Consider the following 23,685-nt stretch of genomic DNA (forward strand, 5'->3'; position numbering starts at 1 on the left):
TGCCCGCCCGACCGTGGAACGGGGATACTCACTAGACCCAGGCGGAGTCGCGGCACGTCATCGCCGTAAGAGATGAAGAGGGCGTAACACGCCAATCAGGGTGGTACCGCGCAGGGCTTTCTAGCCAATGCGTCCCTGTTTTTAGCGATAATGTCGCCGACAGCACGGCTGTGGGCGTCAATAAAAAGAGCGAAGAAGCAGGTACCACACCATGAGCGAAGCAACCCCAGCAGGCGGCGCTTACCCGCGCGTTGATATGTCCAATGGCGGATCGACCGCCTTCCCGGCACTCGAAGAAAATGTACTGAAGTACTGGGAGAAAGACGGCACCTTCAACGAATCCGTCGCCTCCCGCGAAGGTAATGAGGAATACGTCTTCTACGACGGCCCTCCCTTCGCCAACGGCCTACCGCACTACGGTCACCTGCTGACGGGCTACGTCAAGGACATCGTTCCGCGCTACCAGACGATGCAGGGCAAGAAGGTCGCCCGTGTCTTCGGCTGGGACTGCCACGGTTTGCCCGCAGAGCTGGAGGCCGAGAAGCAGCTGGGAATCAAGGATCGCGCCGGCATCGAAGAGATGGGCATGCGCTCCTTCAACGACTACTGTGCCACGTCCGTGCTTCGCTACACGGATGAGTGGAAGGAATACGTCACCCGCCAGGCGCGCTGGGTGGACTTTGATAACGGCTACAAGACGATGGATCCGGGCTTTATGGAGTCCGTCATGTGGGCCTTCAAGACCCTCTACGACAAGGGCTTGATCTACCAGGGCTTCCGCGTTCTGCCGTACTCCTGGGCAGAGCACACTCCGCTGTCCAACCAGGAAACCCGCCTGGATGATTCCTACAAGATGCGCCAGGACCCGACCATCACGGTGACATTCCCGATCACCGGCGCGACCGAGGGCACGTTCTCCGTGAAGACCTTGGCCGAGCACCCCGAGCTCGCCGATGCCGCGTTTATCGGCTGGACGACCACCCCGTGGACCACGCCGGCGAACCTCGCCCTGGCCGTCAACCCTGAGGTGACCTACGCCGCGGTGCGGATTGGGGATGACGCCGCCGGTGCCGACGGTGCAGAGGGCATGCACGGAAAGATCGTGGTACTGGCTGACGACCTGCGCGGTGCATACGCCAAGGAGCTGGGCGAGAAGGCCGAGGTTCTGGCCACGTTCACCGGCGCGGAGTTCGAGGGTATGACCTACGAGCCGCTGTTCGGGTACTTCACCGAGCGCGCGGGCGAGAAGTCCGCGGGCAGCGAGGGCAACCAGCGTAAGCCGGGAGCTTTCCGGGTGCTGTGCGCCGACTACGTCACCACCGCCGACGGTACCGGTGTGGTCCACCAGGCTCCGGCCTTCGGTGAGGACGATATGTTCACCTGCGAGGCTGCGGGCATCGACCTGGAGATCCCGGTGGACATGGACGGCAAGTTCACCTCCTTGGCTCCTGAATACCAGGGTCAGCTGGTCTTCGATGCAAACAAGGCAATCATCAAGGACCTGAAGGCCGCTGGCCGCGTGCTGCGCCACCAGACGATTGAGCACTCCTACCCGCACTCCTGGCGCTCCGGCGAGCCGCTGATTTACATGGCTCTGCCGTCCTGGTTCGTGGCCGTGACGAAGTTCCGCGACCGCATGGTGGAGCTGAACCACGAGCAGATCGAGTGGATGCCCTCCCACATCCGCGACGGGCAGTTCGGCAAGTGGCTGGAAGGCGCCCGCGACTGGAACATCTCGCGCAACCGCTACTGGGGCGCGCCGATCCCGGTGTGGGTTTCCGATTCCGAGGAGTACCCGCGCATGGATGTGTACGGCTCCCTGGAGGAGCTGGAGCGCGACTTCGGCCGCAAGCCGGCTTCCCTGCACCGTCCGGACATTGATGAGCTGACCCGCCCGAACCCGGATGACCCGACGGGCAAGTCCACCATGCGCCGTGTGCCGGAGGTGCTGGACTGCTGGTTCGAGTCTGGCTCTATGCCTTTTGCGCAGAAGCACTACCCGTTCGAGAACAAGGAGTGGTTCGATACCCACTCTCCGGCGGACTTCATCGTGGAGTACTCGGGACAGACCCGTGGCTGGTTCTACACCATGCACGTTCTGTCCACCGCGCTGTTCGACCGCCCAGCCTTTAAGAAGGTCGTGGCTCACGGCATCGTGCTGGGCGATGACGGGCTGAAGATGAGTAAGTCCAAGGGCAACTACCCGAACGTCAACGAGGTCTTCGACCGCGACGGTTCCGACGCCATGCGGTGGTTCCTGATGAGCTCGCCGATCCTGCGCGGCGGCAACCTGATCGTCACCGAGCAGGGCATCCGCGAGGGCGTGCGTCAGGCGATGTTGCCCATGTGGAATGCGTACTCCTTCCTGCGCCTCTACGCTTCCCAGCCGGCGCAGTACGATACGTCCTCCACTAACGTGCTGGACCGCTACATCCTGGCCAAGCTGCGCGACACTGTGCAGGGTGTCTCCGACGCGCTGGACAACACAGACATCGCCACCGCCTGCGACGAGGTTCGCTGGTTCTGCGACGCGCTGACCAACTGGTACGTCCGCCGGTCCCGCGACCGCTTCTGGGCGGGCGACGCCGTCCACCCCGAGGCCTTCAACACCCTGTACACCGTGCTGGAGACCCTATGCCGTGCGGCAGCTCCGCTGCTGCCGATGACCACCGAGGTGATCTGGCGCGGTCTGACCGGCGAACGCTCCGTGCACCTGGCGGACTTCCCGAAGTCCGAGAACCTGCCCGCCGACGCGGAGCTGGTCACCGCCATGGACGCCGTACGCGCAGTCAGCTCCGCGACGAGCTCCCTGCGTAAGGCCCACAAGCTGCGCAACCGCCTGCCTCTGCCAAAGCTGACGGTCGCGCTGCCGAACGCCAGCGCGCTGGAGGACTTCACGAAGATCATCGCCGATGAGGTGAACGTCAAGCAGGTCGAGCTGACCGAGGACGTCGCCCAGGTCGGTGGCTTCGAGGTCGTGGTGAACGCTCGCGTGGCCGGGCCGCGCCTGGGCAAGGACGTCCAGCGCGTCATCAAGGCTGTGAAGTCCGGCAACTACACCGTCGACGACGCCGGTGTTGTCTCCGCCGACGGCATCGAGCTGCAGGACGGCGAGTTCACTCGGAAGCTCGTGGCTGCCGAGCCGGAGCACACCGCAGAAGTCTCCGGCCAGGACGGCCTGGTGGTGCTGGACACCCAGACCACCCCGGAGCTGGAGGCCGAAGGCTGGGCCGCGGACCGCGTGCGTGGCCTGCAGGAGGCCCGCAAGGCCGCCGACCTGCAGATCAGCGACCGGATCCACCTGACCCTTTCCGTACCTGCGGAGAAGGAAGAGTGGGCGCGCACCCACTCGGATTCAATCGCCAAGGAAGTGCTGGCCACGGACGTGAAGATTGTCGTCGGCGAGCAGCTCAGCCACGACGTCGCCGACGGCTGCTCGGCTGACATTGTGGTGGCGTCGGTAGCGTCCTAAAAAGACCCGCAGGGTACTCACATGCGCTGGGTGGCTCACATCGACATGGATGCGTTCTTCGCCTCCGTCGAGCAGCTCACCCGGCCGACCCTGCGCGATAGGCCGGTGCTGGTCGGTGGCTTGGGAGGCCGCGGGGTGGTCGCCGGTGCCTCCTACGAGGCCCGCGCTTTCGGCGCCCGTTCGGCGATGCCGATGGGACAGGCCGTGCGCCTGTGCAACAACCGCGCCGTGGTGGTTAAACCACGCAAGGAGGTGTACGCGGCCGCCTCCCGTCGCATCTTCCAGGTCATCCGCGCCCACGCAGGAGTGGTAGAGCAGCTGTCCGTGGACGAGGGCTTCGCCGAACCGCAGGGGTTGGACAGCGCCGAGGAAGCCCGTGCCTGGGCCGAAAACCTGCAGGCCAGGGTAGAGGAGGAGACCGGCCTGCCCGCTTCCGTCGGCATGGCCGCCAGCAAGCTGGACGCAAAGATGGCCAGCGATCTGGCTAAACCTCACGGGGTTTTCGTTGTGCCGCCCGAGGCGCGCATGGAGGTTTTCGCCGACCGGCCCGTAGGTGACGTGTGGGGGATAGGCAAGGTCGCTCAGGGCAAGCTGCACACCATGGGGATAGACACGATCGGCCAGTTCGTCGCCGCCGACACCACGGACGTGCGAGGCGCGCTGGGCTCGGTCGGAGTGGAGGTGCAGCGCATGGCTGCCGGCGACGACCCGCGCCCCGTTGCTCCCCGCGCGCCCGCCAAGCAAGTCAGCGCGGAAAAGACCCTGCAGGTGGACGCGCGCACTACCGCCGAGGCCATGCGCGTGCTGCACGAGACCGCGCTAGCTATGCACCGCCGCCTGCTGAAGGACGGCCGCGCTGCCCGCACCGTGACGGTCAAGACGCGCACCACCGACTTTCAGCTGCACACGAAGTCCGCCGGGTTGCCCGCGCCGACGGAGGACTTTGACAAGATCTTCGCCCTCGCCCAGCGTCTGATGCCACGCCCTGAGCAGGCCGGCGCCTTTCGCCTGGTCGGGGTGAGCGTGTCCGGGCTGGTGGCCGACCGCCAGGAACTGCTGTTCCCGGAACTCGACGGCCCGCCGGTGCCCATCGCCGCCCCCACCGATAGCGATGCCGGGTTTAGCTCTTTCATTGATGACGCCACCACGGTCCGTCCCGTATGGCATGCCACCCAGGATGTATCGCACGTGGAGTTCGGGCACGGGTGGGTGCAGGGAGCCGGCAACGGGGTGGTCAGCGTGCGTTTCGAAACCGCAGCGACTGGGCCAGGCAAGACCCGCACCTTCCGCATTGACGACGAAGACCTAAGCCCCGCCGACCCGTTGGACAGTCTTGCCTGGGATCTGGATGGGCTGGTGGAGGACTAGAACGTGAAAGGGGACTAGCGAGCGCGGGCGAGTTCGTAGAGCAACTCGATGCGCGCCTGGCTGGGGCGCATCGCCCCGCCGCTACGGAAGCCGGCGCGGGCCAGTTGAGCACCGCCGCCCGTACCGCCGTAGACGAAGGAAACCCCGCCGGTTGGTACCCGGCTGCAGACCACCACCGGCAGCTCGGTAGTACGTTCCGCGCGCCAAGCCTCCAACTCCTCGGCTACAGCGGTGGGAATGTTGCCGGATCCCATGGCGGCCAGCACCAGGCCGTCCACGGCGCCTACCTCGGTACCCACTTGTGTGTCCGGCTGCCGCTTGTTTTGCTCTCGCAGCGCCCGAATAAGCTGCCCGTCATCGCCCGCAAAGGTGCTGACGATGGGCACGTATAGCCCCGCTACCTGTAGTGGAGGAAGAACCGTGCCATCCGGGCTGGGGGACCCGTCATCGTGTTTCCCGGAGTCAATCAGCGCATTGCGGAAGGCTGTTTCGGCGGTGGTGTGGGCCTTGTAAGCTCCGCGGGCGGGCAGGATGGCATCCCCGAAAACTAGGTGAACCCCCGTAGAAAGCTCCCCTGATGCAAGTGCGGCGAACGCGCGGGAAAGGTTGGCCGGGCCGTCCGGTGCGGCGTCATCACCCGGGCGCTGGGCGCCCGTAAACACAACAGGGCAGGGCAAATCCAGGGCGCACACGGCGGCGAGTGCAGATTCCTCCATCGTGTCCGTTCCGTGGAGCACCACGATGCCCGCCGGGGCGGGGGAGCAGAAGCGTGCGATGTGGGCGATGAGCTCGTCGATTTGGGGCAGGGTGATGGAGCTGGAATCGATGCTCATGATGTCGTGCGGAAGGGCTTCGAACCCCTGTGGAATACGAGCCCGATTGACAATGTCCGCGCAGGTCAAGGTCGGTACAAGGTCGCCTTCGGGGGAGTGGGTGCAACTGATGGTGCCGCCGGTGCCGAGGACGGGGATCTGCATGCTATTCCGCGAGGGAGTGGAAGTCATGTGACCAATGTACGCGACGCCTAGGCGCGTTGATCGAAGACGTTGATCGAGTCTCGGCGAATGGGATGAAGTTGTGCAGGAATACTTGCATGATTATCATGCAAGTATTGTTGCACGATTGAAGGAGATTGCATGTCCCCTCGCAAGTATCACCACCCAGAAACCGATGAAATCACCTTGGCCAGGGTGTTGGCCGCCCTGAGCGACCCCACGCGTCTCGAGATGATTCGACGTCTGGCTGACGGGCTCGAGCACGACAGTCTCGAGCTCGCGGACGACTTGCCCCGATCGACGCTGACCTACCACACCCGTATGTTGCGGGAGTCTGGAGTGACTTGGACCCGGAGCGAGGGGCGCGCATGTCTGATCCGGTTGAGGAGTGAAGACCTCGATCGCTTGTTCCCAGGAGTGCTTTCCGCTGTGGTGGCCAATACTGTTTCTACGGAGGTACAGGAATGATGGGCCGACTCTGGCCCTTCGTGGTAGGCAGTGTTGCGCTCGGGCTGGACGCATATGTTGTCGCCGGTCTCCTTCCCACTATCGCCTCATCTCTAGACGCGCGCGAAGCCACCGTCGGCCTGGGAGTAGCGGCCTTCACTGGCTCATATGCGATAGCAGGGCCCTTGTTGGCCGGCCGTGCGGGAAGGCGGTCTCGACAGAGCCTGATCGTGTCCCTGCTTATCTTTACGGTGGCAAACCTTGCGACGGCGCTTTCGCCGACTGTGGGGTTCTTCTTAGTCTCCCGAGCAGTGGCTGGCGCAGCAGCGGGTGTGTACTCACCGCTGTCGTCCGCGGTCGCGGCAGAGATTGCAGGGGAAGCACGTCGTGGGCGTGCGTTGGCACTGGTCCTTGCGGGTTTGGCAGTCGGGACCGTATTTGGCGTCCCGACCGGTCTGGCATTAGCGCACCAATGGGGATGGCGAGCCGCCATGCTGCTGATCGCAGCTATCGGAGGCGCCGCGCTAGCGGGAATTGCCCTGCGCGGAGGCGAGCTGCCAGAGATCCCTGCTTCTAATGCCCGGGAACGATTGCTCTCGATCGCGCGACCTAAAAATCTAGTTACGGTGACCGTAACTCTGCTGACTGGTGTTGCTTCTCTTGGGCTTTACACCTACATGAGCGTGATTTTGTCCGCAGGAAGCTTGGCGTCTCACCAGACGCTTGCGATGTGGGTCTGGGGCATTGGGGGCGCGGTGGGAGCACTAGGTGTAGGCAGATTGTTAGACCGGCGTGCCCCGTTTCAACTGAGCATGGTCATACTCGGGGGTCTCACTCTTGCGCTGCTCGGCATGACACAAGACCAAACCGCGTGGATCATGGTTGTTAGCTTGTTCGTCTGGGGAATGTGTGGGTGGGCCTCGCTCGCACCTCAGCAACACATCCTGCTTCAGGCGAACCCGGCCGACGGGGCTACAGCCGTGGCTGCGAATGCTTCCGCCAATTACTTGGGATCCGCACTAGGGGCAATCTTCGGGGCTTTACTGGTTTCCGTAAATGCGACGCCAACCGTTCTCTGTGTTTCCGCGGCGGGGATAGCAGTGCTGGCGTTGCTCAGTCAGTTTGCCCGGCAGCGCATGAGCCCCACGGAATAGTCGTGTATGCCAACGCATAGGTGAGACTGCTTCTGTCATGTCCATCCCTGGTCGGCGGTTTGTGTCTTTTGGCGCAAATCACACGAATAACATCTGCAACAGTATGGCTTGTATAGTCGGAAACTGGTTCCCCAAATTTTTTGGGATGTGTACTCCATGTGCACATCTGTCTACGGCAGTGTGCCACCGAGCACTATTTTCCTACTCGGTTAATTGCACACGATCATTAGCATTACACCGTCCAACCATCGAAGGAGCATTCTCGTGCGTTCTACCCAGCGCCACTCTCGCAGCACCAAGATCTTTACTCGCGCAACGGCAGTCTCCGCCGTCCTGGCTGCTGGCCTGACTTTGTCGGCCTGCGGCAACGACGACGATTCCTCCGACAAGTCCTCCTCTTCTTCTGCCACCACCGCCGCTGAATCCTCCGAGGCATCCGAGGACCAGACCCCGACGGCGAAGGAGCTGTCGGACGTGTTGAACCGCGCCGTTGACCCGAATATTCCGACTGAAGAGAAGGTAGACACCGTTGTGAACGGCGACCAGGCGCCGGAGCTTTTTGACGCCCTGACGAAGTCCCGTACCGAGTCCGGCGCGACCCTCGATGTTGTCGACCCGGTCTTGCCCAGCTTGACCCCCGGCAACGTCAACGCAACCGTGAACCTGACCGTGCCCAACCAGGAGCCACATGTGGTCAGCGACGTGGAGTTCGTCAACGAGGAAGGTAAGTGGAAGCTGGACCAGGGCTGGGCCTGCACCCTGGTGGAAAACGTCCTGCCGGATCAGGTACCGCCGATGTGCAAGGACCTCTAGATCACTTAGGTACCTAGGGCCACTGGGGCCATTTGGGCCGCTAGGGCCACCGTTCTTTGGGGGGAGTTACTTTTCAGGGCTCCACTTAGACTTCGACGTGGAGGTCTGCACCACGCGGACCGGGGAATCATCCTGCCCGTAAGTAACCTTCGTCTCGACGTTGATATGCCCCCGGGTAGGCAGCACCTTGTTTAGATCCAACGCGATCTGCCCACTGGATTCGGTTTTGACGTCCAGCACCTTCAAATCAGTCTGCGCCAACGTCGCTACCGCTGGCTTGCGGGAGACCTCTACCTTGAGCGAGACCGTCTGGCCCTCGCGCTCCAGCAGGGAGTAGGTGATCTTCTGAGTCATCGAAATGTCACCGTCCACGCGATTGGAAACAGTCCACTTCGCACCCACGCCGACGGGATCAGTGGGGAAGATCAGGGGATAATCGTTCATCTGGTTCAGCGCGGACTCCACGCTGGCGCGGGCGGTGGCGCTAGCTTCGTCGGGGGCGGTGTAGTTGCGGGAGGTCGCGCGCCCGTCCACGTCCTGCTCAGTGGACATCTTAAAGCCTTTGGCCGTGGCGATATCTCGATTCCGCTCGTCATTGGTACCGCTAGGTTCCCCCACGGTCACGCTGGTCTGGCGCCCCTTGCCGTCGGTCGTAACCTCTGCGGTCAAAGGGAGGTTCATAGTGACTTCGTCATAGTCCAGCTCCGCAACATTCGGCTGCTCGTCTTCCTTCGCCGTCTCTGAAGCGGCTGCGGTCGACGTGGTGGCGTCGTCCTTATTTTTTGCGTCACCAGTTGCACCAACAGTGTGTTGCGCGAAACCCTGGGTGGCGTGGAAAGTGACTTCCTGGCTGCCCTCCTGCGAGAACCAGGCGATCGGCTCCTGAGGGGAAGCGCCGCGGCTCAGAAGCTCTACCTTGACGCCCGGCACGGCGACATCTGCCGGCTTGGCTTGTGGCTGCTCGGAATCAGAGCATGCGACGGCCGTGAAGGCCAGGCCTATGGCGCTGCATACAGCCAGCGCGGACTTGCTAGAAATACCCACAAGTTCACAGCGTAACAGGCGGACATTAGACTGAATAAGCGTGACTTCAAAACGTGCATCTTTCGCCGCCTTGACCCTGATGTTCGGGATCATCGCCGTCGACCAGATCACTAAATGGGCGGTCGTCGAAAACCTAGAAGAGCAACGGGCCTACCCCGTCATCGGTGAGTTCTTCCGGCTCTATCTGGTGCGCAACCCCGGCGCGGCTTTTTCCATGGGGACCAGCGCCACCATTGTCTTCTCCATCTTCCAGCTAATTGCCTTCGTGGCCTGCATCGTATTGGCCCTGCGCACGCGGTACATAGCTGGCGCACTGCCGATCGGTCTGATCGGCGGCGGCGCGGCGGGCAACCTGGTGGATCGCATCTTTCGGGAGCCGGGAGGCATGCACGGACACGTTGTGGACTTTCTTTCTTTCGGTAGCTTCGCGATCTTTAATGTTGCGGACGCCGCCATCACCGTCGGTGTTGTCTGCTACCTGATCTATGCGTTCTTCATCGAGCCGGCGGATCACGTGCGGGAGGAGCGGGAAGAACGAGAGCAACAGGAAGAGCCCGGTGAGGAACAGGAGGACGCCAGCGAGGAGGTGAGCCGATGACCCGCGAGAACCGAGTCATGCCCGTACCGGACGGACTAGCCGGCATGCGTGTGGATTCAGGCTTATCCAAGCTGCTGGGGCTGAGCCGTACCGCAGTGGCGGAGCTGGCTGCCGACGGCGACATCCTGCAAGACCAGGCGCCGGTGGGGAAGTCCGACCGCTTGGTGGCGGGCGCGTGGCTGGACGTGACGCTGCCCGCCCCGCCGCGGGATCTGGCCGCAGAACCCGCCCGGCACGTGGAGGGAATGGACATCCTCTACTCCGATGAGGATGTGATCGTGGTGGATAAGCCCGTCGGTGTGGCCGCGCACCCCACCGTCGGCTGGGAGGGCCCCACCGTGACCTCCGGCCTGGCTGCCGCGGGCTTCCGCATCTCCACTTCCGGCCCGCCGGAGCGCAAGGGCATCGTGCAGCGCCTGGACGTCGGCACCTCCGGGGTGATGATTGTCGCCGCCAGCGAGCGCGCCTACACCGTGCTGAAGAATGCCTTCCGCGACCGGGAGGTTTCCAAGACCTACCATGCACTGGTTCAAGGCCACCCGGACCCGACCTCCGGAACGATTGACGCGCCGATCGGCCGCCACCCGTCCGCGGGCTGGCGCTTTAGCGTGCGAGAAGACGGCAAACATGCCATCACCCACTACGACACGCTGGAGGCGCACCGCCAAGCCAGCTTGCTGGAGGTGAAGCTGGAGACGGGCCGCACCCACCAGATCCGCGTGCACTTCTCTGCGCTGCATCACCCGCTGTGCGGCGACCCGATGTACGGCAGCGATCCGAAGCTCGCGGAGAGGCTGGGGCTCATCCGCCAGTGGCTGCACGCCGTGGAACTGGGCTTCCCGCACCCGGACGGCTCCTGGAAGACCGTCCGCTCACCGTACCCGGAGGATCTGCAGTTGGCCCTCGACAGGCTGCGGGATGCCAACGGTATAGCCGCGCCGGGTTCCGGTGAAGGGGCACGCCCGTGAGCCAAGAACGGCAGTATCGGGAGCGCAGCCCCCAACAGTTGAAGGCGAACAAGAAGCGGCAGCGTCAGCTGGACTGGGAGGATACGCGCCGACCCGCTTGGGTAGCCTGGCTTTCCGGACTTTGCCTCATTGCGATGGGACTGGGCGTCATAGCCATGAGCACCTCAGACCTGACCTCGAAACCGCCGATCGTCAACGGCGACCAGCTCGGCCCCTTCGACGGCACCCCGGCGCAGTACCGGGAGCATGCGCGCAAACAGCTGGACCAGATGGCCGGCGACGAACCCCGCTGGGCGCTGGTTTCCCCCGCCCCAGAGCACCCCTGGGACTCCAAGGGGGTGATCGACCTGGTACAGGGCCTGGATGCACGCGTGAGTACCCTTTACTTCGGAGCCACTGCGCAGGCTGTTCTGCCTGAGCCGGCGGTGGGCCGCACCCGCGCCGATGTGATCAATCAGGCGGTAGGCCGGATGGCCCGTAGCGCGCAGACCGAACCGGACAGACTGCTTATCGACGGTGTGTTGGTCCACGCCACGCCCGAACAACTCCGGGAGCTCGCACAGCGCGCATACGCCGTGGAGCCCGCGGACCCCGAGGCGGTCTACGGGCGTATTGGAATTCGACCGATGGGAGCTAGATAAGTGATCTGGGGCCTGCTGTGCTACCTGATGTGGGGGCTCTTCCCCGCGTTCTTCCCCCTTTTGCAGCCGGCGACGCCGATGGAGATCCTGGCGCACCGTTTTGTGTGGACGTTGGTGTTCATGTTGTTGCTGCTCGCGGCGCTGCGCGGGTTCAAGCAGCTGCGGGTAATCACGGCTCGTCAGTGGTGGATCGTCGCGGCCGCTGCGCTGTTGATCAGCGTGAACTGGGGGCTGTACATCTACGCGGTGAACAACAACCACGTCGCCGACGCCGCCCTCGGATATTTTGTAAACCCACTGGTCAGCGTTCTATTGGGAGTGATCGTGCTGGGGGAGAAGCTGCGCCGGCTGCAGATGGTTTCCGTCGGCATCGCCACTATCGCCGTCGTGGTTCTGACGGTCGCACTTGGTTCGCCGCCGATCATTTCTTTGAGCCTGGCCTTTAGCTTCGGGTTCTACGGGTTGGTGAAAAAGCAGGTTCGTTTGACGCCCATTCAGTCCCTCACCGCCGAGACTCTTGTACTGGCGCCGATAGGGTTGATCTACCTGGGGTTCCTACAATCCCAGGGCACCAATACGTATGTGCAGCTGGGAGCTGGTCACGCAGCGCTGCTGATGCTGGCGGGCGTGGTGACCGCGCTGCCGCTGCTGTGCTTCGCCCGCGCCGCACAGGAAATGTCGCTGACTAGCCTGGGCATGGTGCAGTACATCACGCCCGTGATCCAGATGCTCTGGGCGGTATTTGTGAACAACGAGCACATCGAGCCCGCCCGCTGGGTTGGCTTCGTGTTGATCTGGATCGCGGTGATCGTCTTCATCGCTGGCCTGGTGCGCAACCGCCCGCCGCGCGTGCGGCGGGTGAAGAAGCTGCGCTAGGCCAGCCCGAAAACGCGGTCGATCATCGCGTTGCGCATCATGCCCTGCGGATCCACCTTCGCGCGGATCTCGCAAGCCCGCGCCAGATCCTCGTGCCGCTCCAGCAGATCCTCGTGGGTGAGGGTGTGCAGCTTGCCCCAGTGGGGGCGGCCACCGGAGGCGGCCTTGAAGATCGGCTCGATGTGGCGGAACAGCGCCTGGTGGCTGTCCTTGTTGTATCGGTGGATGGCGATGTAGCAGGACTCGCGGCCCTTTGCCGTGGATAGCGGCACATCATCCGCCGCGGTGGCGCGGACCTCGATGGGGAAGAGAACCTGCTCGCCGCAGGTGTTCATGGTGTGCTGGACGTCCCGCAGAATCTCGCGGGCATCGGCCAGTGGAACCGAATACTCCATCTCGTTGAAACGCACCCTGCGGGCGCTGACGAACACGTCGTGGGCCACGTTCGAGTACTCCCGCTGTGCCAGAGTCTTTGCGCTCAGCTTGGCGAAAGGCCGGCTGAGGGAAGGGAAGTGGTGCGCGAGGTCGCACATCGCGCGGTAGGCGCCGTTATTGAGCAGCTCGTCGTCCAGCACCTCTTTCCATCGCGGGATGGGGTTGGTGGGAGTGTTACCCGGCAAACGGGTGTTCGTCTTTACATGGGCCACGTCGGTTCCGGGGAACCAGTAGAACTCCAGGTGATCCTTGCCGCGCACCCGCTCGGCGAAGTTCTCCACCACCTCGTCGTTCGGCTCGGCACGCTCCACCGCGTGGAGGACGAAGGTATCAACTACGTCCAGCTCCACCTCGGTGATGATGCCGTAGGCACCCAGGGAAACACGTGCGATGTCGTACAGTTCACCGGCGATGCCCTCCGCGCCGGGGTAGCATTCGTGCGCTTGGCCGTCCGGGGTGATGATGCGGAAAGCGCGCAGCATGCCTGCAAAGCCGGTAAAGCCCAGGCCTGTCCCATGGGTACTAGTGCCGATCGCACCCGCCAGCGACTGCGGGTCCACGTCGCCCTGGTTGGCTAGGGCCACGCCCAGGGGAGCTAGGATGCCCGGCACGTCTCGCAGCCGGGTGCCGGCGCGCAGACGGGCGGTCATCTTCTCCGGGTCGAAGCGGATCAGCCCAGCCAGGTTGTCCAGGCTCACTTGGATGCCATCGGTCGCCGCTACGGACGTGAAGGAGTGGCCAGCGCCGATGGGCTTGACCCTCTCGCCGGAGACGGCTGCTCGCTGAATGATCTGAATCAGCTCAGCCTCGTCACGCGGTGCGACCTGCTTGCGTGGCTGGGCGGTGGAGACACCGGACCAGTTGACCCAGCGAGAGTAGTAGGCGGGCTTGCGGTTTTTAGTAGTGGTGCTCATTAGACAAAACTCTTTCCTTCGCCGCGGTAAGTGGGCCACTCCGCGATGATCTCTCCGGCCGAAACGACCAGCACAGTGTTGATGTATTCGGTTGCCTCTCCAGCCTTTGCGTGGCGCATCCAGACGTGGTCGCCAAGGCGGAGGTTGCGGGCGGCGGGGCCGGTCAAGGGCGTTTGCACCTCGCCGGGGCCTTCCAGCGGTGCCATCTTCAGGTCGCGGGGCCAGTCGACTACCGGCAGGCGATCCTTGCCTGCCGGGCCGGAGGCGATGCGTCCGCCACCGGCCACCGTCACCGTGTCCTCCGCGGGACGGCGCACGACCGACACTACGAACCACTCCGCCGGAGTGGGCTGGAACTGCCGGTAGTGGTCAAACAGAGCCGGGCCAATAATGCCGGAGCCCGCGCCGATCTCGGTGACTGCGGCCTCCGCACTGGTGGTTTCGATGGAACCGGTACCGCCGCCGTTCACGAACTCCAGCGGGGGCAGACCTGCTACCCGAAGTTCCTCTGCGACTGCGTCGACAATCTTGGCCCGGCGGCTGGCCAGCTCGCGGACGGACAGCGCCTTCATTGCAGCGATCGCCGGGGAGGTGTCGGTAGTGCCCGCCACCTGGCCCTCATATGCCATCAGGCCGACCAGGCGGAAACCCTCCCTCTGCCGGACCTCCCGGGCGATGTTGCGAACCTCCTCAGCTGTGTGCAGAGGGGAGCGCAGAGCTCCGATGTGAACGGGGCCGGCGCGCAGTGCGGCGTCAATATCAATACAAACCCGAATATCTCCGCGCTCGCGGGGCGGCACCACGGCGTCAATAAAATCCAGGTGAGCGACCGAATCCACCATGAGAGTCACGCATTCCATCGCGCGCGCATCGTGGATCAAGCGGTGCAGTCCCTCTCGGTGAGCGGAGGGGTAGGCGACGAGGATGTCATCGCTGACCTGCTCCTGGCACAGCCACAGGGCTTCGTTGAGGTTATAGGCCAAAATGCCGCGATAGCCGGGGAGGGTGAGGACCTCCGAGATCAGCGAGCGAATGCGGAGTGACTTACTGGCCACCCGAATCGGGGTGCCGCGTGAACGGTGCACCATGTCTCGAGCGTTGGCTCTGGCGGCATCCAGGTCCAGAACCGCAAAGGGTGCGTCCAGGTGCGCCACTGCGAGGCGGGTCTCTTTCTTCATGAAAAATAACTGTATAGGGATAAGGAATCACATGTGTCGAAAAATGCGATTTTTACGACGCGCTATGATGGCCAACCATGAGCGGTTCCTCCTTTGTCCACCTCCATAATCACACCGAGTACTCCATGCTCGACGGCATGGCTAAGGTTGATCTTCTAGCTAAAGAGGTGGTGCGGCAGGGGATGCCCGCCGTCGGGATGACCGACCACGGAAATATGTACGGCGCGGATGCCTTCTACCGAGCAATGACGGCCGCTGGAGTAAAACCCATCATCGGCATCGAGGCCTACATCGCCCCGGAATCCCGCTTTAACCAGCAGCGCGTGCGCTGGGGTAAGCCAGAACAGAAATCCGACGACGTGTCGGCCTCCGGTGCCTACCTGCACCAGACGATGATCGCGGAGAACGCGACCGGACTGCGGAACCTGTTTTACCTGTCTTCTATGGCCAGCTACGAAGGCCAGCTGGGCAAGTGGCCCCGCATGGATGCCGAGCTGATCGCCCAGCACTCTGAGGGCATCATCGCCACCACCGGCTGTCCCTCCGGCGACGTGCAAACGCGTCTGCGCCTGGGACAGTTCGACAAGGCCCTGGAAGCCGCCGGAATGTGGCAGGACATTTACGGCAAGGACAACTTCTTCCTGGAGCTGATGGACCACGGCCTGGAGATCGAAAAGCGGGTCCGCGATGATCTGCTGGAGATCGGCCGCAAGCTCGAGCTGCCGCCGCTGGTGACCAATGACTGCCACTACGTGCTGGAGCAGCAGGCCCCGGCGCATGAAGTGATGCTGTGTGTGCAGACTGGCTCCACGCTGGACGAGCCGACCCTGGACCAGGGCGGTAAGCGCTTCGCGTTCTCCGGCACCGGCTACTACGTGCGCAGCGCCGAAGACATCCGCGCGCAGTGGGATAAGGAAGTGCCGAAGGGCTGCGACAACACCCTATGGGTGGCCGAGCGTGTGCAGGACTACTCCGAAGTATGGGAGGAGCACCCGCACGACCGCATGCCCATCGCCGACGTGCCGGAAGGCCACACGCCGACGACCTGGCTGACCCACGAAGTGATGAAGGGCCTGGAGGAGCGCTTCCCGGGCAAGGAGGTGCCCGCCGAGTACATCGACCGGGCGAAGTACGAGATCAGCGTGATCGACATGAAGGGCTACCCGTCCTACTTCCTGATCGTCGCCGAGCTCATTAAGCACGCCCGCTCCGTCGGCATCCGCGTGGGACCCGGCCGTGGTTCGGCCGCCGGCGCGCTGGTCGCCTACGCCCTGACGATCACGAACATCGACCCGATGGAACACGGCCTGCTGTTCGAGCGCTTCCTCAACCCCGAGCGCCCGTCCGCCCCCGATATCGATATCGACTTCGACGATCGCCGCCGCGGCGAGATGATCCGCTACGCCGCCGACCGCTGGGGCGAGGACAAGATCGCCCAGGTGATCACCTTCGGCACAGTGAAGACGAAGCAAGCCATTAAGGACTCCGCACGCGCCCACTACGGCCAGGCGGGCTTCCAGATGGCCGACCGGATCACCAAGGCCCTACCGCCGGCGATCATGGCCAAGGACATCCCGCTGCACGGCATTACCGACCCCGAGCACGAGCGTTACCCCGAGGCCGCCGAGGTCCGCCAGCTGATCGAAACCGACCCGGACGTGGCGAAGATCTACAAGGACGCCCTGGGCCTGGAGGGCGTGATTCGCCAAGCCGGTGTGCACGCCTGTGCGGTGATTATGTCCAGCGTGCCGCTGCTGGACTGCATCCCCATGTGGAAGCGCAAGCAGGACGGCGCACTGATCACCGGCTGGCCGTACCCCGCCTGTGAGGCCATCGGGTTGCTGAAGATGGACTTCCTGGGCTTGCGAAACCTTACGGTTATTGGTGACGCCCTCGAAAACATCAAGGCCAACCGCGACTTCGATTTGGACTTGGAAAACCTCGACACGGTGGATGACCCCACCTACGAGCTATTGGCACGCGGCGAGACGCTGGGCGTGTTCCAGCTGGATTCCGCGGGCATGCAGAAGCTGCTGAAGCGCATGAAGCCCACGGGCTTCAACGACATCGTGGCCGCGCTGGCGCTGTACCGTCCGGGTCCGATGGGTGTGGACGCGCACTGGGAGTACGCCGACCGCAAGAACGGCCGCAAGCCGATCGTGCCGATCCACCCGGAGTTGGAAGAGGCGCTGCACGAGATCCTCGAGGAGACCTACGGCCTGATCGTGTACCAGGAGCAGATCATGAAGATCTCCCAGAAGGTCGCGAACTATACAGCCGGCCAGGCCGATGGCTTCCGCAAGGCGATGGGTAAGAAGAAGCCGGAGGTGCTGGAGAAGGAGTTCGTCACCTTCGAATCGGGCATGAAGTCCAACGGCTACTCCGCCGATGCCATTAAGACGCTGTGGGATACGATCCTGCCGTTCGCCGGCTACGCCTTTAACAAGTCCCACGCCGCGGGCTACGGCCTGGTTTCTTTCTGGACCGCGTACCTGAAGGCCAACTACGCACCGGAGTATATGGCCGCGCTGCTGACCTCCGTGGCGGATAAGAAGGACAAGTCCGCGATTTACCTGGCCGACTGCCGACACCTGGGCATTCGCGTGTTGTCGCCGGATGTGAACGATTCGCGCTACACCTTCCAATCCGTCGGCAAGGACATCCGCTTTGGTTTAGGCGCGGTGCGCAACGTGGGCGAGGACGTGGTGAATTCCATTATCGCCTCCCGCGAGGAAAAGGGTGCGTTCACCGACTTCTCCGACTACCTGGACAAGATCGACCTGGTAGCGGCGAATAAGCGCGTCACCGAGTCCCTTATTAAGGCCGGCGCCTTCGACTCGCTGGGGCACCCACGCAAGGGCATGGTGCTGGTTCACGAGGACGCGGTGGATGCCGTCACCGCCACCAAGAAGGCCGCCGCGAAGGGCCAGTTCGACCTGTTTGCCGGCCTGGGCGGCGACGATGACGCGGGTGATGTCTTCCGCGTGGAGGTGCCCGACCAGGAGTGGGAGCGCAAGCACCAGCTGGCACTCGAGCGAGACATGCTGGGCTTGTACGTTTCCGGTCACCCGTTGGACGGCTTCGAGGACGCGCTGGATGCGCAGGTCGACACGCCTCTGACTACCGTGTTGTCCGGCGAACTGCCGAACAACAAGGATCTGAAGATCGGTGGCATCATCTCGGCCGTCGAGCGCCGCATCGACCGCAACGGAAACCCCTGGGCGATCGCCACGTTGGAGGATCAGCACGGCGCGCAGGTAGAACTGCTGGTATTTCCGAAGACGTACCAGATGGTTGCCCCGCAGATCGTCGAGGACAACATCGTGCTGGCCAAGGCGAAGATCAACTACCGGGAAGACGATATGCGCCTGTTCTGCCAGGACATCAAGTCCGCAGAGCTCACCGTCGGCGCGGGATCAGGCGTGCCGCTGCGCCTGAACATCCGCGTGGATCAGGCCACTCCCGGCAACATGGCCAACCTGCGCCGGGTGCTCAGCCAGAACAAGGGTGACTCGGATGTGTACCTCACCCTCATCGACGGCGAGGAGGAGGTCCAGTTCCTGCTGGCCCCGGAGATGCGGGTGAACAAGTCTCCGTCCTTGATGGGGGCGCTGAAGGCTTCCACGTGGGAGGGCATTTTCTCTTAGAGCTGCTGCCGAGCTATTGCCGAGCTATAGCCCCGCATCATCTTTGCCGAGCGCAACCCCCGCCGACCTGTCACGATAGAAGGGACACAACGCTCGCGCAGCCGCGCACTTCCTTAGGAGATGTCCCTTCACCATGCAGGTCAACAAGCAAACCGTCCTAGAAGCGATCGAGGAGCTCCTCGACGAACTCGATAGCCAAACCCTGCACTGGTATCCGGAGATCCGCGCTACTGCGCCGACCCACTTCGTCGGCGCCCGCAACCTGGTGCACTACACCACGCTGCGCACCAGCGACCGCCGCGGCCTGCAGGGGAACCTGGAGAGCCTGGGTGCCACGCGCCTGTCTACCGCGGAGCCGGCGGTTAAGGCGCGCTTACAAGCCGCGCACAACGTGGTCTCGGCTCTGGATGGTCGCTCGCCGCAGTTCGCTGAGGAGGACGTTGCGGACGCCATCGTGGGGGCCGATGAGCTGCTTGAACAGCACACGGAGGCTCTCTTCGGGACGGAGGCTTTGCCAGGGGACTCCTCGTACATCATGGTCACCCTGCCGATCGAGGCCGCCTACGATCAAGAACTGGTCGCCCGGCTGGTAGATTCCGGCATGGAGCTGGCGCGCATCAACTGCGCCCACGACGGGCCGGAGGTGTGGAAGCGGATGATCGACAACGTCCGCGCGGCAGGCAAAGCTGCGGGGCGTTACATTCCCATCAGCATGGATCTGGCCGGGCCGAAGATCCGCACCGGCCGCATCGCGCCGGGCCCGGCGGTGGTGCGTGTGCGCGTGCAACGGGACGACGCGGGCACGGTGATCCAGCCCTGCCGCCTGTGGATGATCCCGGAGGACCAAGAGCTGGCCGAGGCCCCCATGGCGGAGAACACGCTGGGCCGCCCAATCGTGAGCGTGCACGTGTCCCGGGAGTTCTTTGATGCCCTGGAGGTTGGAGAGACTGTCCGTGTCGTGGATGCACGCGGCAAGAAGCGGAAACTGGGCGTCATTAAGAAAGACAGCGAGGGCGCCCTGGCGGAGGGGCAGCAGAACATCTACCTGCAGCTCGGCGCGGAGCTGAAAACGGAGAAGGCGAAGACGGCGGTGGGAGCGGTGCCACAGGTGCTGCAGAAGCTGCGGCCGCAGACTGGGGACAGGATTGTGTTGACCAGCGCCGACGTGGTGTGCGACCCGCAGGCCGGTGGCATACCGAAGATCAGCTGTACGCTGCCGGAGGCGGTGCGGGCGCTCGAGGTGGGCCAGCAGGTGCTGTTCGACGATGGGGCGATCGCGGCGAAGGTAGTGGAGATTCGGGAAGCAGAGGACACAGAGAGCCCAGAGGCCCCAGAGGACACAGTCGAGGCGGAGTTGCTGGTCACCCGCGGCGGGGCGAAGCTGGCGGAGTACAAGGGCATTAACCTGCCTGACACGGAGTTGCCGCTGCCGAGCCTGACCGAGGAGGACGAGGCCGCGCTGGCGTTCGTAGCCGAGCACGCGGACATGGCCGCGGTGAGCTTTATCCGTACCCGCGAGGATGTGGCCTACGTCTTGGAGAAGTTCCGCGAGCTGGGTGCTGACGACCTCGGCCTGGTGCTGAAGATTGAGACGATCCCCGCATTCGAGAACCTGACCACCATCCTGCTGGAGGGCATGCAACACGCGAAGCTTGGCGTGATGCTTGCCCGCGGCGACCTGGCCGTGGAGATGGGCTTCGCCCGGATGGCGGAGGTGCCCGGACAGGTGATGGCGATGGTGGAGGCCGCGCACGTGCCGTTGATCATCGGCACGCAGGTGCTGGAATCGATGGCGAAGTCCGGGCTGCCGACCCGCGCGGAGATTACCGACGTGGCGTGGGCACTACGCGCCGAGTGCATCATGCTGAACAAGGGGCCGCACATTCCGGAGGCTATCGCGATCCTGCGGGAGATCGGCGTGAAGATGGACCGCTCGCAGCGTAAGAACCGTATGCTGCTGCACCACGTGCGCAGCTGGCAATAACCGGTCAACTAACCGGCCAGCTGCGGCTAGCTACTGGGCGCTGTAGCGCGCCTCCCACGGGCCGAGCCCCAGGCGATCGTGGGGCGCGTCGGCCAGGTTCACGGTTACCTTCACCAGCGATTCCGGTGCCTGGTAGGTCAGCTCGATCCAGCGGCCGTGCGCCAGCTCGTCGGCTGCGTCGACCGGAGGCACCGTCGGGTTCACTCCCGCCAGATCCTCGCTGACCGGCTCCTCGCCGTCGGCCCACCAGCGGATGTCCAGCAGCTCCGCCTCGGCCAGGCGGTGGGTGCGGCGGAACTCTAGCAGCTCCGTGTACGCGCGCAGCACCTCCGCATGTGGGTGCTCCGTGCGCTCCGCCCACTTCAGCACGCTGTTTCGGAAGGTTTCCTCCGCCGCCGGGTTCGGAACTTCCTTCGGATCCCACCCGGCGCGGGCGAACTCGCGCATGCGGCCTTCGCGGGTGGCCTGATTGAGCTCCTCGTTTTCGTGGTCGACGAAGAACGCAAACGGGGTGGAGGCACCCCATTCCTCGCCCATAAACAGCATCGGGGTAAACGGGCTGGTCAGCACCAGTGTGGCCTTCGCCAGCTGCTGGTTCACCGACAGGTTCATGCTCGGCCGATCGCCCGCGGCACGGTTGCCGGTCTGGTCGTGGGTGGTCGTGTACGTCACGAAGCGCCACAGCTCCGGGTCCGTCACCGGCTTGCCGTGTGTGCGCCCGCGGAAGGAGCTATAGCGCCCGTCGTGCCAGAACACCCGCTGGAATGTGGTGGCCAGTACCTCCACCGTGCCGAAGTCGGAGTAGTAGGCGTGACCCTCGCCGGAGATCACGGTGTGGATCGCGTGGTGGATGTCGTCGTTCCACTGCGCGACCTTGTAGCCCTCGGTGTACACGGGATCGTTCTGATCCGATTCGGCCATGATCCAAGCGGGCTCGGCTGCATCGCGGATCTGCTCGATCAGGCTCACCGCGCCCGTATCGTCTAGCGCGTGCACCGCGTCCAGGCGTAGGCCGTCCACTCCGAACTCCTGGGTCCACTGGTGCACTGCCTCCAGAATGTAGGTGCGCACCTCGTCGGAATCCCGGCCCTGCAGATTAACCACGTCACCCCAGCCGGTCGAGCCGCCGGCGGTATAGGGGCCGAACACCCCGGTGTAGTTACCGTCGGGGCCGAAGTGGTTGTACACCACGTCCAACACCACGGCCAGGTCGCGGTCGTGGGCGGCGTCAATAAGCCTCAACAATCCGTCCGGACCACCGTAAACGTCCGTGACCGCGTGCCACATCACGCCGTCGTAGCCCCAGTTACGCTCGCCGCCGAAGGGCTGCACGGGCATGAGCTCGATGGCGGTGACGCCCACAGCTTTGAGCTCGTCAAGCTTTTCAATCGCCGCGTCGAAGGTGCCTTCCGGGGTGAATGTGCCGATGTGCAGCTCGTAGAGAACCTCGCCACGCAGCGGACGGCCCAGCTGCTTGCGAGGCTTGTCGATTCTCCACACCTCCGACAGGCCGTGGATGCCGTCGGGCTGGCGCTTGGAGCGCGGGTCGGGGAAGACGGGGGAGCCGTCGACGGAGAAGCCGTAGCGGTCGCCGGGGTTGGCAGGTACCTCGGCGAGGAACCAGTTATCCGCCTCGCGGGTCATGGGGATGCGCTGTTCGGCACCGGTGCTTGTTTGCGCAGGTTGCAGGACCAGTTCTACGTTCTCGGCCAGGGGAGCCCACACGGAATACATGTGTTCAACCCTAGCTGCGATAATGGGAACATGCCTGACGATACAGCGCCGCAGAGCGCCTCCCACCCCGAACCCTCGTACGTCCGCCCGCAACCGGGTAGGTATACCGCGGAGGTGGAGATCAAGCGCTCCCGCTTTATCGCCCTGGCCGCACGCTGCGCCACCGAGGAAGAGGCCCGCGACTTTATTGGCGGCATCCGCCGCGAGTACCCGGACGCACGCCACCACTGCAGCGCTTTCGTGGTGCAGGTGGACGCCGCGCAGCCGATCGAGCGTTCCAGCGACGACGGAGAACCCGCGGGCACCGCAGGCCAGCCCATGCTGGAGGTGCTGAAAGGTTGGCACGAGCCGGAACCGCTGCAGGACGTGGCGGTCGTGGTGGTGCGCTACTTCGGCGGGGTGAAGCTAGGCACCGGCGGGCTGGTACGCGCCTACCAGGAAGCCACTCGCGAGGTACTGCAGCAGGTGCCGTTGGCACTGCGCCGCCAACTGGACCTGTACACCTGCGAGGTACCCCACGCAGACGCCGGGCGCGTGGAAGCCGAAGTCCGCGCCGCCGGATACACCGTGGTGGGAGTGGAATACAAGGCCGCAGCGGAGCTGGCGATCGCCTGCGAACCCGGCGCGCCACTGCCTGACTTCCTGGCCAGCATCACCAGCGGAGCAGTGGAGGCTCACCTGGAGGGGCAGCGCTGGATCGAGGACGCGCAGTAGCTGATTAACCACAAGCTGACTAACTACACTGGAGAACCATGAGCTATTACGGAAACCTGCCCGCCAGCCGCCCGGGCAACGATCCCATCTCCCAGCGCAAGGCGGAGGTTCGCAAGCACACCCGGAACATTCAGATCGCGGGTGGCATCGGCGCGGTAAGCCTGATCGGTGGACTGACGATTCTGCCCACCACTTTCTTCGCCATTATCGTGCCGATCCTGGCGGTGGCGTTCATTGCCTACAGCGGCTTTAAGATCAAGGGCATCGTCGAGCACGAAGATCAGTGGTGACGCACCCCGTTGGCCAGCCCTGCAACTTCTAGCCCATCCAACACTCCCAGTAAAGTCCGCATCGATGCCTGGGTGTGGGCCGTTCGCCTATGCAAGACTCGCGCCCAGGCCGCGGAGGCCTGCCGCGCCGGGCACGTGAAGATCAACGACGTTTCGGTTAAGCCCGCCCAGCCGGTCGTGGTGGGCGATACGGTGCGCGTGTGGATCCACCACCGCGAGCACATCGTGGAGGTCACGCAGCTGCTTTCCAAGCGCGTGGGCGCGGAGCTTGCCCGCAAGGCCTACATCGACCATTCGCCGCCCCCGCCGGTGATCCCCGCCATGCCGCGCCGGGATCGGGGAGCCGGCCGCCCGACGAAGCGGGAGCGCCGCCAGCTGGAGCGCTTCAAGCGCGGCGAGCTCTAGCCCCAGCT

General features: G+C 64.0%; 19 protein-coding genes. 14 read left to right on the forward strand and 5 right to left on the reverse strand.

What is annotated here, in order from left to right:
• The first annotated feature begins 211 nt into the window (after window positions 1-211).
• Both ileS and CJEIK_RS04035 read left to right on the forward strand, forming a co-directional pair.
• Entirely contained in the window at window positions 212-3,472 is a 3,261-nt protein-coding gene (gene ileS, locus CJEIK_RS04030) for an isoleucine--tRNA ligase (protein ID WP_034965173.1), read from the forward strand.
• Between the two features lie 21 nt (window positions 3,473-3,493).
• Window positions 3,494-4,840: a DNA polymerase IV gene (locus CJEIK_RS04035; RefSeq protein WP_005295919.1), complete on the forward strand. Its 1,347-nt coding sequence runs from the start codon at window positions 3,494-3,496 to the stop codon at window positions 4,838-4,840.
• 14 nt (window positions 4,841-4,854) lie between these two features.
• On the opposite strand, the gene CJEIK_RS04040 is transcribed toward CJEIK_RS04035, so the two are convergent.
• Complete coding sequence (locus CJEIK_RS04040; RefSeq protein ID WP_034965171.1) at window positions 4,855-5,844, reverse strand: asparaginase; 990 nt, start codon at window positions 5,842-5,844, stop codon at window positions 4,855-4,857.
• Between the two features lie 132 nt (window positions 5,845-5,976).
• On the opposite strand from CJEIK_RS04040, the gene CJEIK_RS11350 reads away from it, so the two are divergent.
• The 3 genes from CJEIK_RS11350 to CJEIK_RS04055 all read left to right on the forward strand — a co-directional run bounded on the left by CJEIK_RS11350 (window position 5,977) and on the right by CJEIK_RS04055 (window position 8,249).
• Window positions 5,977-6,303: an ArsR/SmtB family transcription factor gene (locus CJEIK_RS11350; RefSeq protein WP_005295914.1), complete on the forward strand. Its 327-nt coding sequence runs from the start codon at window positions 5,977-5,979 to the stop codon at window positions 6,301-6,303.
• Window positions 6,303-7,436 carry an MFS transporter gene (locus tag CJEIK_RS04050; protein ID WP_231913433.1) on the forward strand — a complete coding sequence of 378 codons (1,134 nt, stop codon included), beginning with the start codon at window positions 6,303-6,305 and terminating at the stop codon, window positions 7,434-7,436. The genes CJEIK_RS11350 and CJEIK_RS04050 overlap by 1 nt, the downstream gene beginning before the upstream one ends.
• Window positions 7,437-7,700: 264 nt before the next feature.
• Window positions 7,701-8,249, forward strand: coding sequence for a WKL family lipoprotein (locus tag CJEIK_RS04055; protein ID WP_005295909.1), 549 nt, complete (start codon window positions 7,701-7,703; stop codon window positions 8,247-8,249).
• Window positions 8,250-8,315: 66 nt separating this feature from the next.
• On the opposite strand, the gene CJEIK_RS04060 is transcribed toward CJEIK_RS04055, so the two are convergent.
• Entirely contained in the window at window positions 8,316-9,293 is a 978-nt protein-coding gene (locus tag CJEIK_RS04060; RefSeq protein ID WP_231913293.1) for a DUF6263 family protein, read from the reverse strand.
• A 40-nt stretch (window positions 9,294-9,333) separates the two neighbouring features.
• Here CJEIK_RS04060 and lspA point away from each other — a divergent pair, with 40 nt between their 5' ends.
• The 4 genes from lspA to rarD are packed head-to-tail and all read left to right on the forward strand — an operon-like array spanning window position 9,334 to window position 12,376.
• Window positions 9,334-9,891: a signal peptidase II gene (lspA, locus tag CJEIK_RS04065; protein ID WP_005295903.1), complete on the forward strand. Its 558-nt coding sequence runs from the start codon at window positions 9,334-9,336 to the stop codon at window positions 9,889-9,891.
• The gene (locus CJEIK_RS04070) at window positions 9,888-10,859 is read left to right on the forward strand and encodes an RluA family pseudouridine synthase (RefSeq protein ID WP_005295900.1); all 972 of its coding nucleotides are present in this window, start codon (window positions 9,888-9,890) and stop codon (window positions 10,857-10,859) included. Before lspA ends, CJEIK_RS04070 begins: the two co-directional genes overlap by 4 nt.
• Window positions 10,856-11,500, forward strand: coding sequence for a hypothetical protein (locus tag CJEIK_RS04075; protein WP_034965168.1), 645 nt, complete (start codon window positions 10,856-10,858; stop codon window positions 11,498-11,500). The genes CJEIK_RS04070 and CJEIK_RS04075 overlap by 4 nt, the downstream gene beginning before the upstream one ends.
• Window positions 11,501-12,376, forward strand: coding sequence for an EamA family transporter RarD (gene rarD, locus CJEIK_RS04080; RefSeq protein WP_005295896.1), 876 nt, complete (start codon window positions 11,501-11,503; stop codon window positions 12,374-12,376).
• Here the strand turns inward: rarD and CJEIK_RS04085 are convergent.
• Window positions 12,373-13,725, reverse strand: coding sequence for a D-arabinono-1,4-lactone oxidase (locus CJEIK_RS04085; protein ID WP_005295894.1), 1,353 nt, complete (start codon window positions 13,723-13,725; stop codon window positions 12,373-12,375). The genes rarD and CJEIK_RS04085 overlap by 4 nt on opposite strands.
• Window positions 13,725-14,903, reverse strand: a complete 1,179-nt coding sequence (locus CJEIK_RS04090; protein WP_005295891.1) for an amino acid deaminase/aldolase — start codon at window positions 14,901-14,903, stop codon at window positions 13,725-13,727. The genes CJEIK_RS04085 and CJEIK_RS04090 overlap by 1 nt, the downstream gene beginning before the upstream one ends.
• A gap of 77 nt (window positions 14,904-14,980) precedes the next feature.
• On the opposite strand from CJEIK_RS04090, the gene dnaE reads away from it, so the two are divergent.
• Both dnaE and CJEIK_RS04100 read left to right on the forward strand, forming a co-directional pair.
• Window positions 14,981-18,550: a DNA polymerase III subunit alpha gene (gene dnaE / locus CJEIK_RS04095; protein ID WP_005295890.1), complete on the forward strand. Its 3,570-nt coding sequence runs from the start codon at window positions 14,981-14,983 to the stop codon at window positions 18,548-18,550.
• 133 nt (window positions 18,551-18,683) lie between these two features.
• Window positions 18,684-20,534, forward strand: coding sequence for a pyruvate kinase (locus CJEIK_RS04100; RefSeq protein ID WP_005295888.1), 1,851 nt, complete (start codon window positions 18,684-18,686; stop codon window positions 20,532-20,534).
• A gap of 30 nt (window positions 20,535-20,564) precedes the next feature.
• Here the strand turns inward: CJEIK_RS04100 and treZ are convergent, their stop codons facing one another.
• On the reverse strand, window positions 20,565-22,268 hold the full coding sequence (gene treZ, locus CJEIK_RS04105) for a malto-oligosyltrehalose trehalohydrolase (RefSeq protein ID WP_005295886.1): 1,704 nt from the start codon (window positions 22,266-22,268) through the stop codon (window positions 20,565-20,567).
• A gap of 30 nt (window positions 22,269-22,298) precedes the next feature.
• On the opposite strand from treZ, the gene CJEIK_RS04110 reads away from it, so the two are divergent.
• The 3 genes from CJEIK_RS04110 to CJEIK_RS04120 are packed head-to-tail and all read left to right on the forward strand — an operon-like array spanning window position 22,299 to window position 23,677.
• Entirely contained in the window at window positions 22,299-22,982 is a 684-nt protein-coding gene (locus CJEIK_RS04110) for an IMPACT family protein (protein WP_005295883.1), read from the forward strand.
• A gap of 38 nt (window positions 22,983-23,020) precedes the next feature.
• The gene (locus tag CJEIK_RS04115) at window positions 23,021-23,272 is read left to right on the forward strand and encodes a hypothetical protein (protein WP_005295880.1); all 252 of its coding nucleotides are present in this window, start codon (window positions 23,021-23,023) and stop codon (window positions 23,270-23,272) included.
• A gap of 9 nt (window positions 23,273-23,281) precedes the next feature.
• On the forward strand, window positions 23,282-23,677 hold the full coding sequence (locus CJEIK_RS04120; RefSeq protein WP_050760837.1) for an RNA-binding S4 domain-containing protein: 396 nt from the start codon (window positions 23,282-23,284) through the stop codon (window positions 23,675-23,677).
• Window positions 23,678-23,685 lie beyond the last annotated feature (8 nt).

The organism is Corynebacterium jeikeium (assembly GCF_028609885.1).
Lineage (GTDB): Bacteria > Actinomycetota > Actinomycetes > Mycobacteriales > Mycobacteriaceae > Corynebacterium > Corynebacterium jeikeium.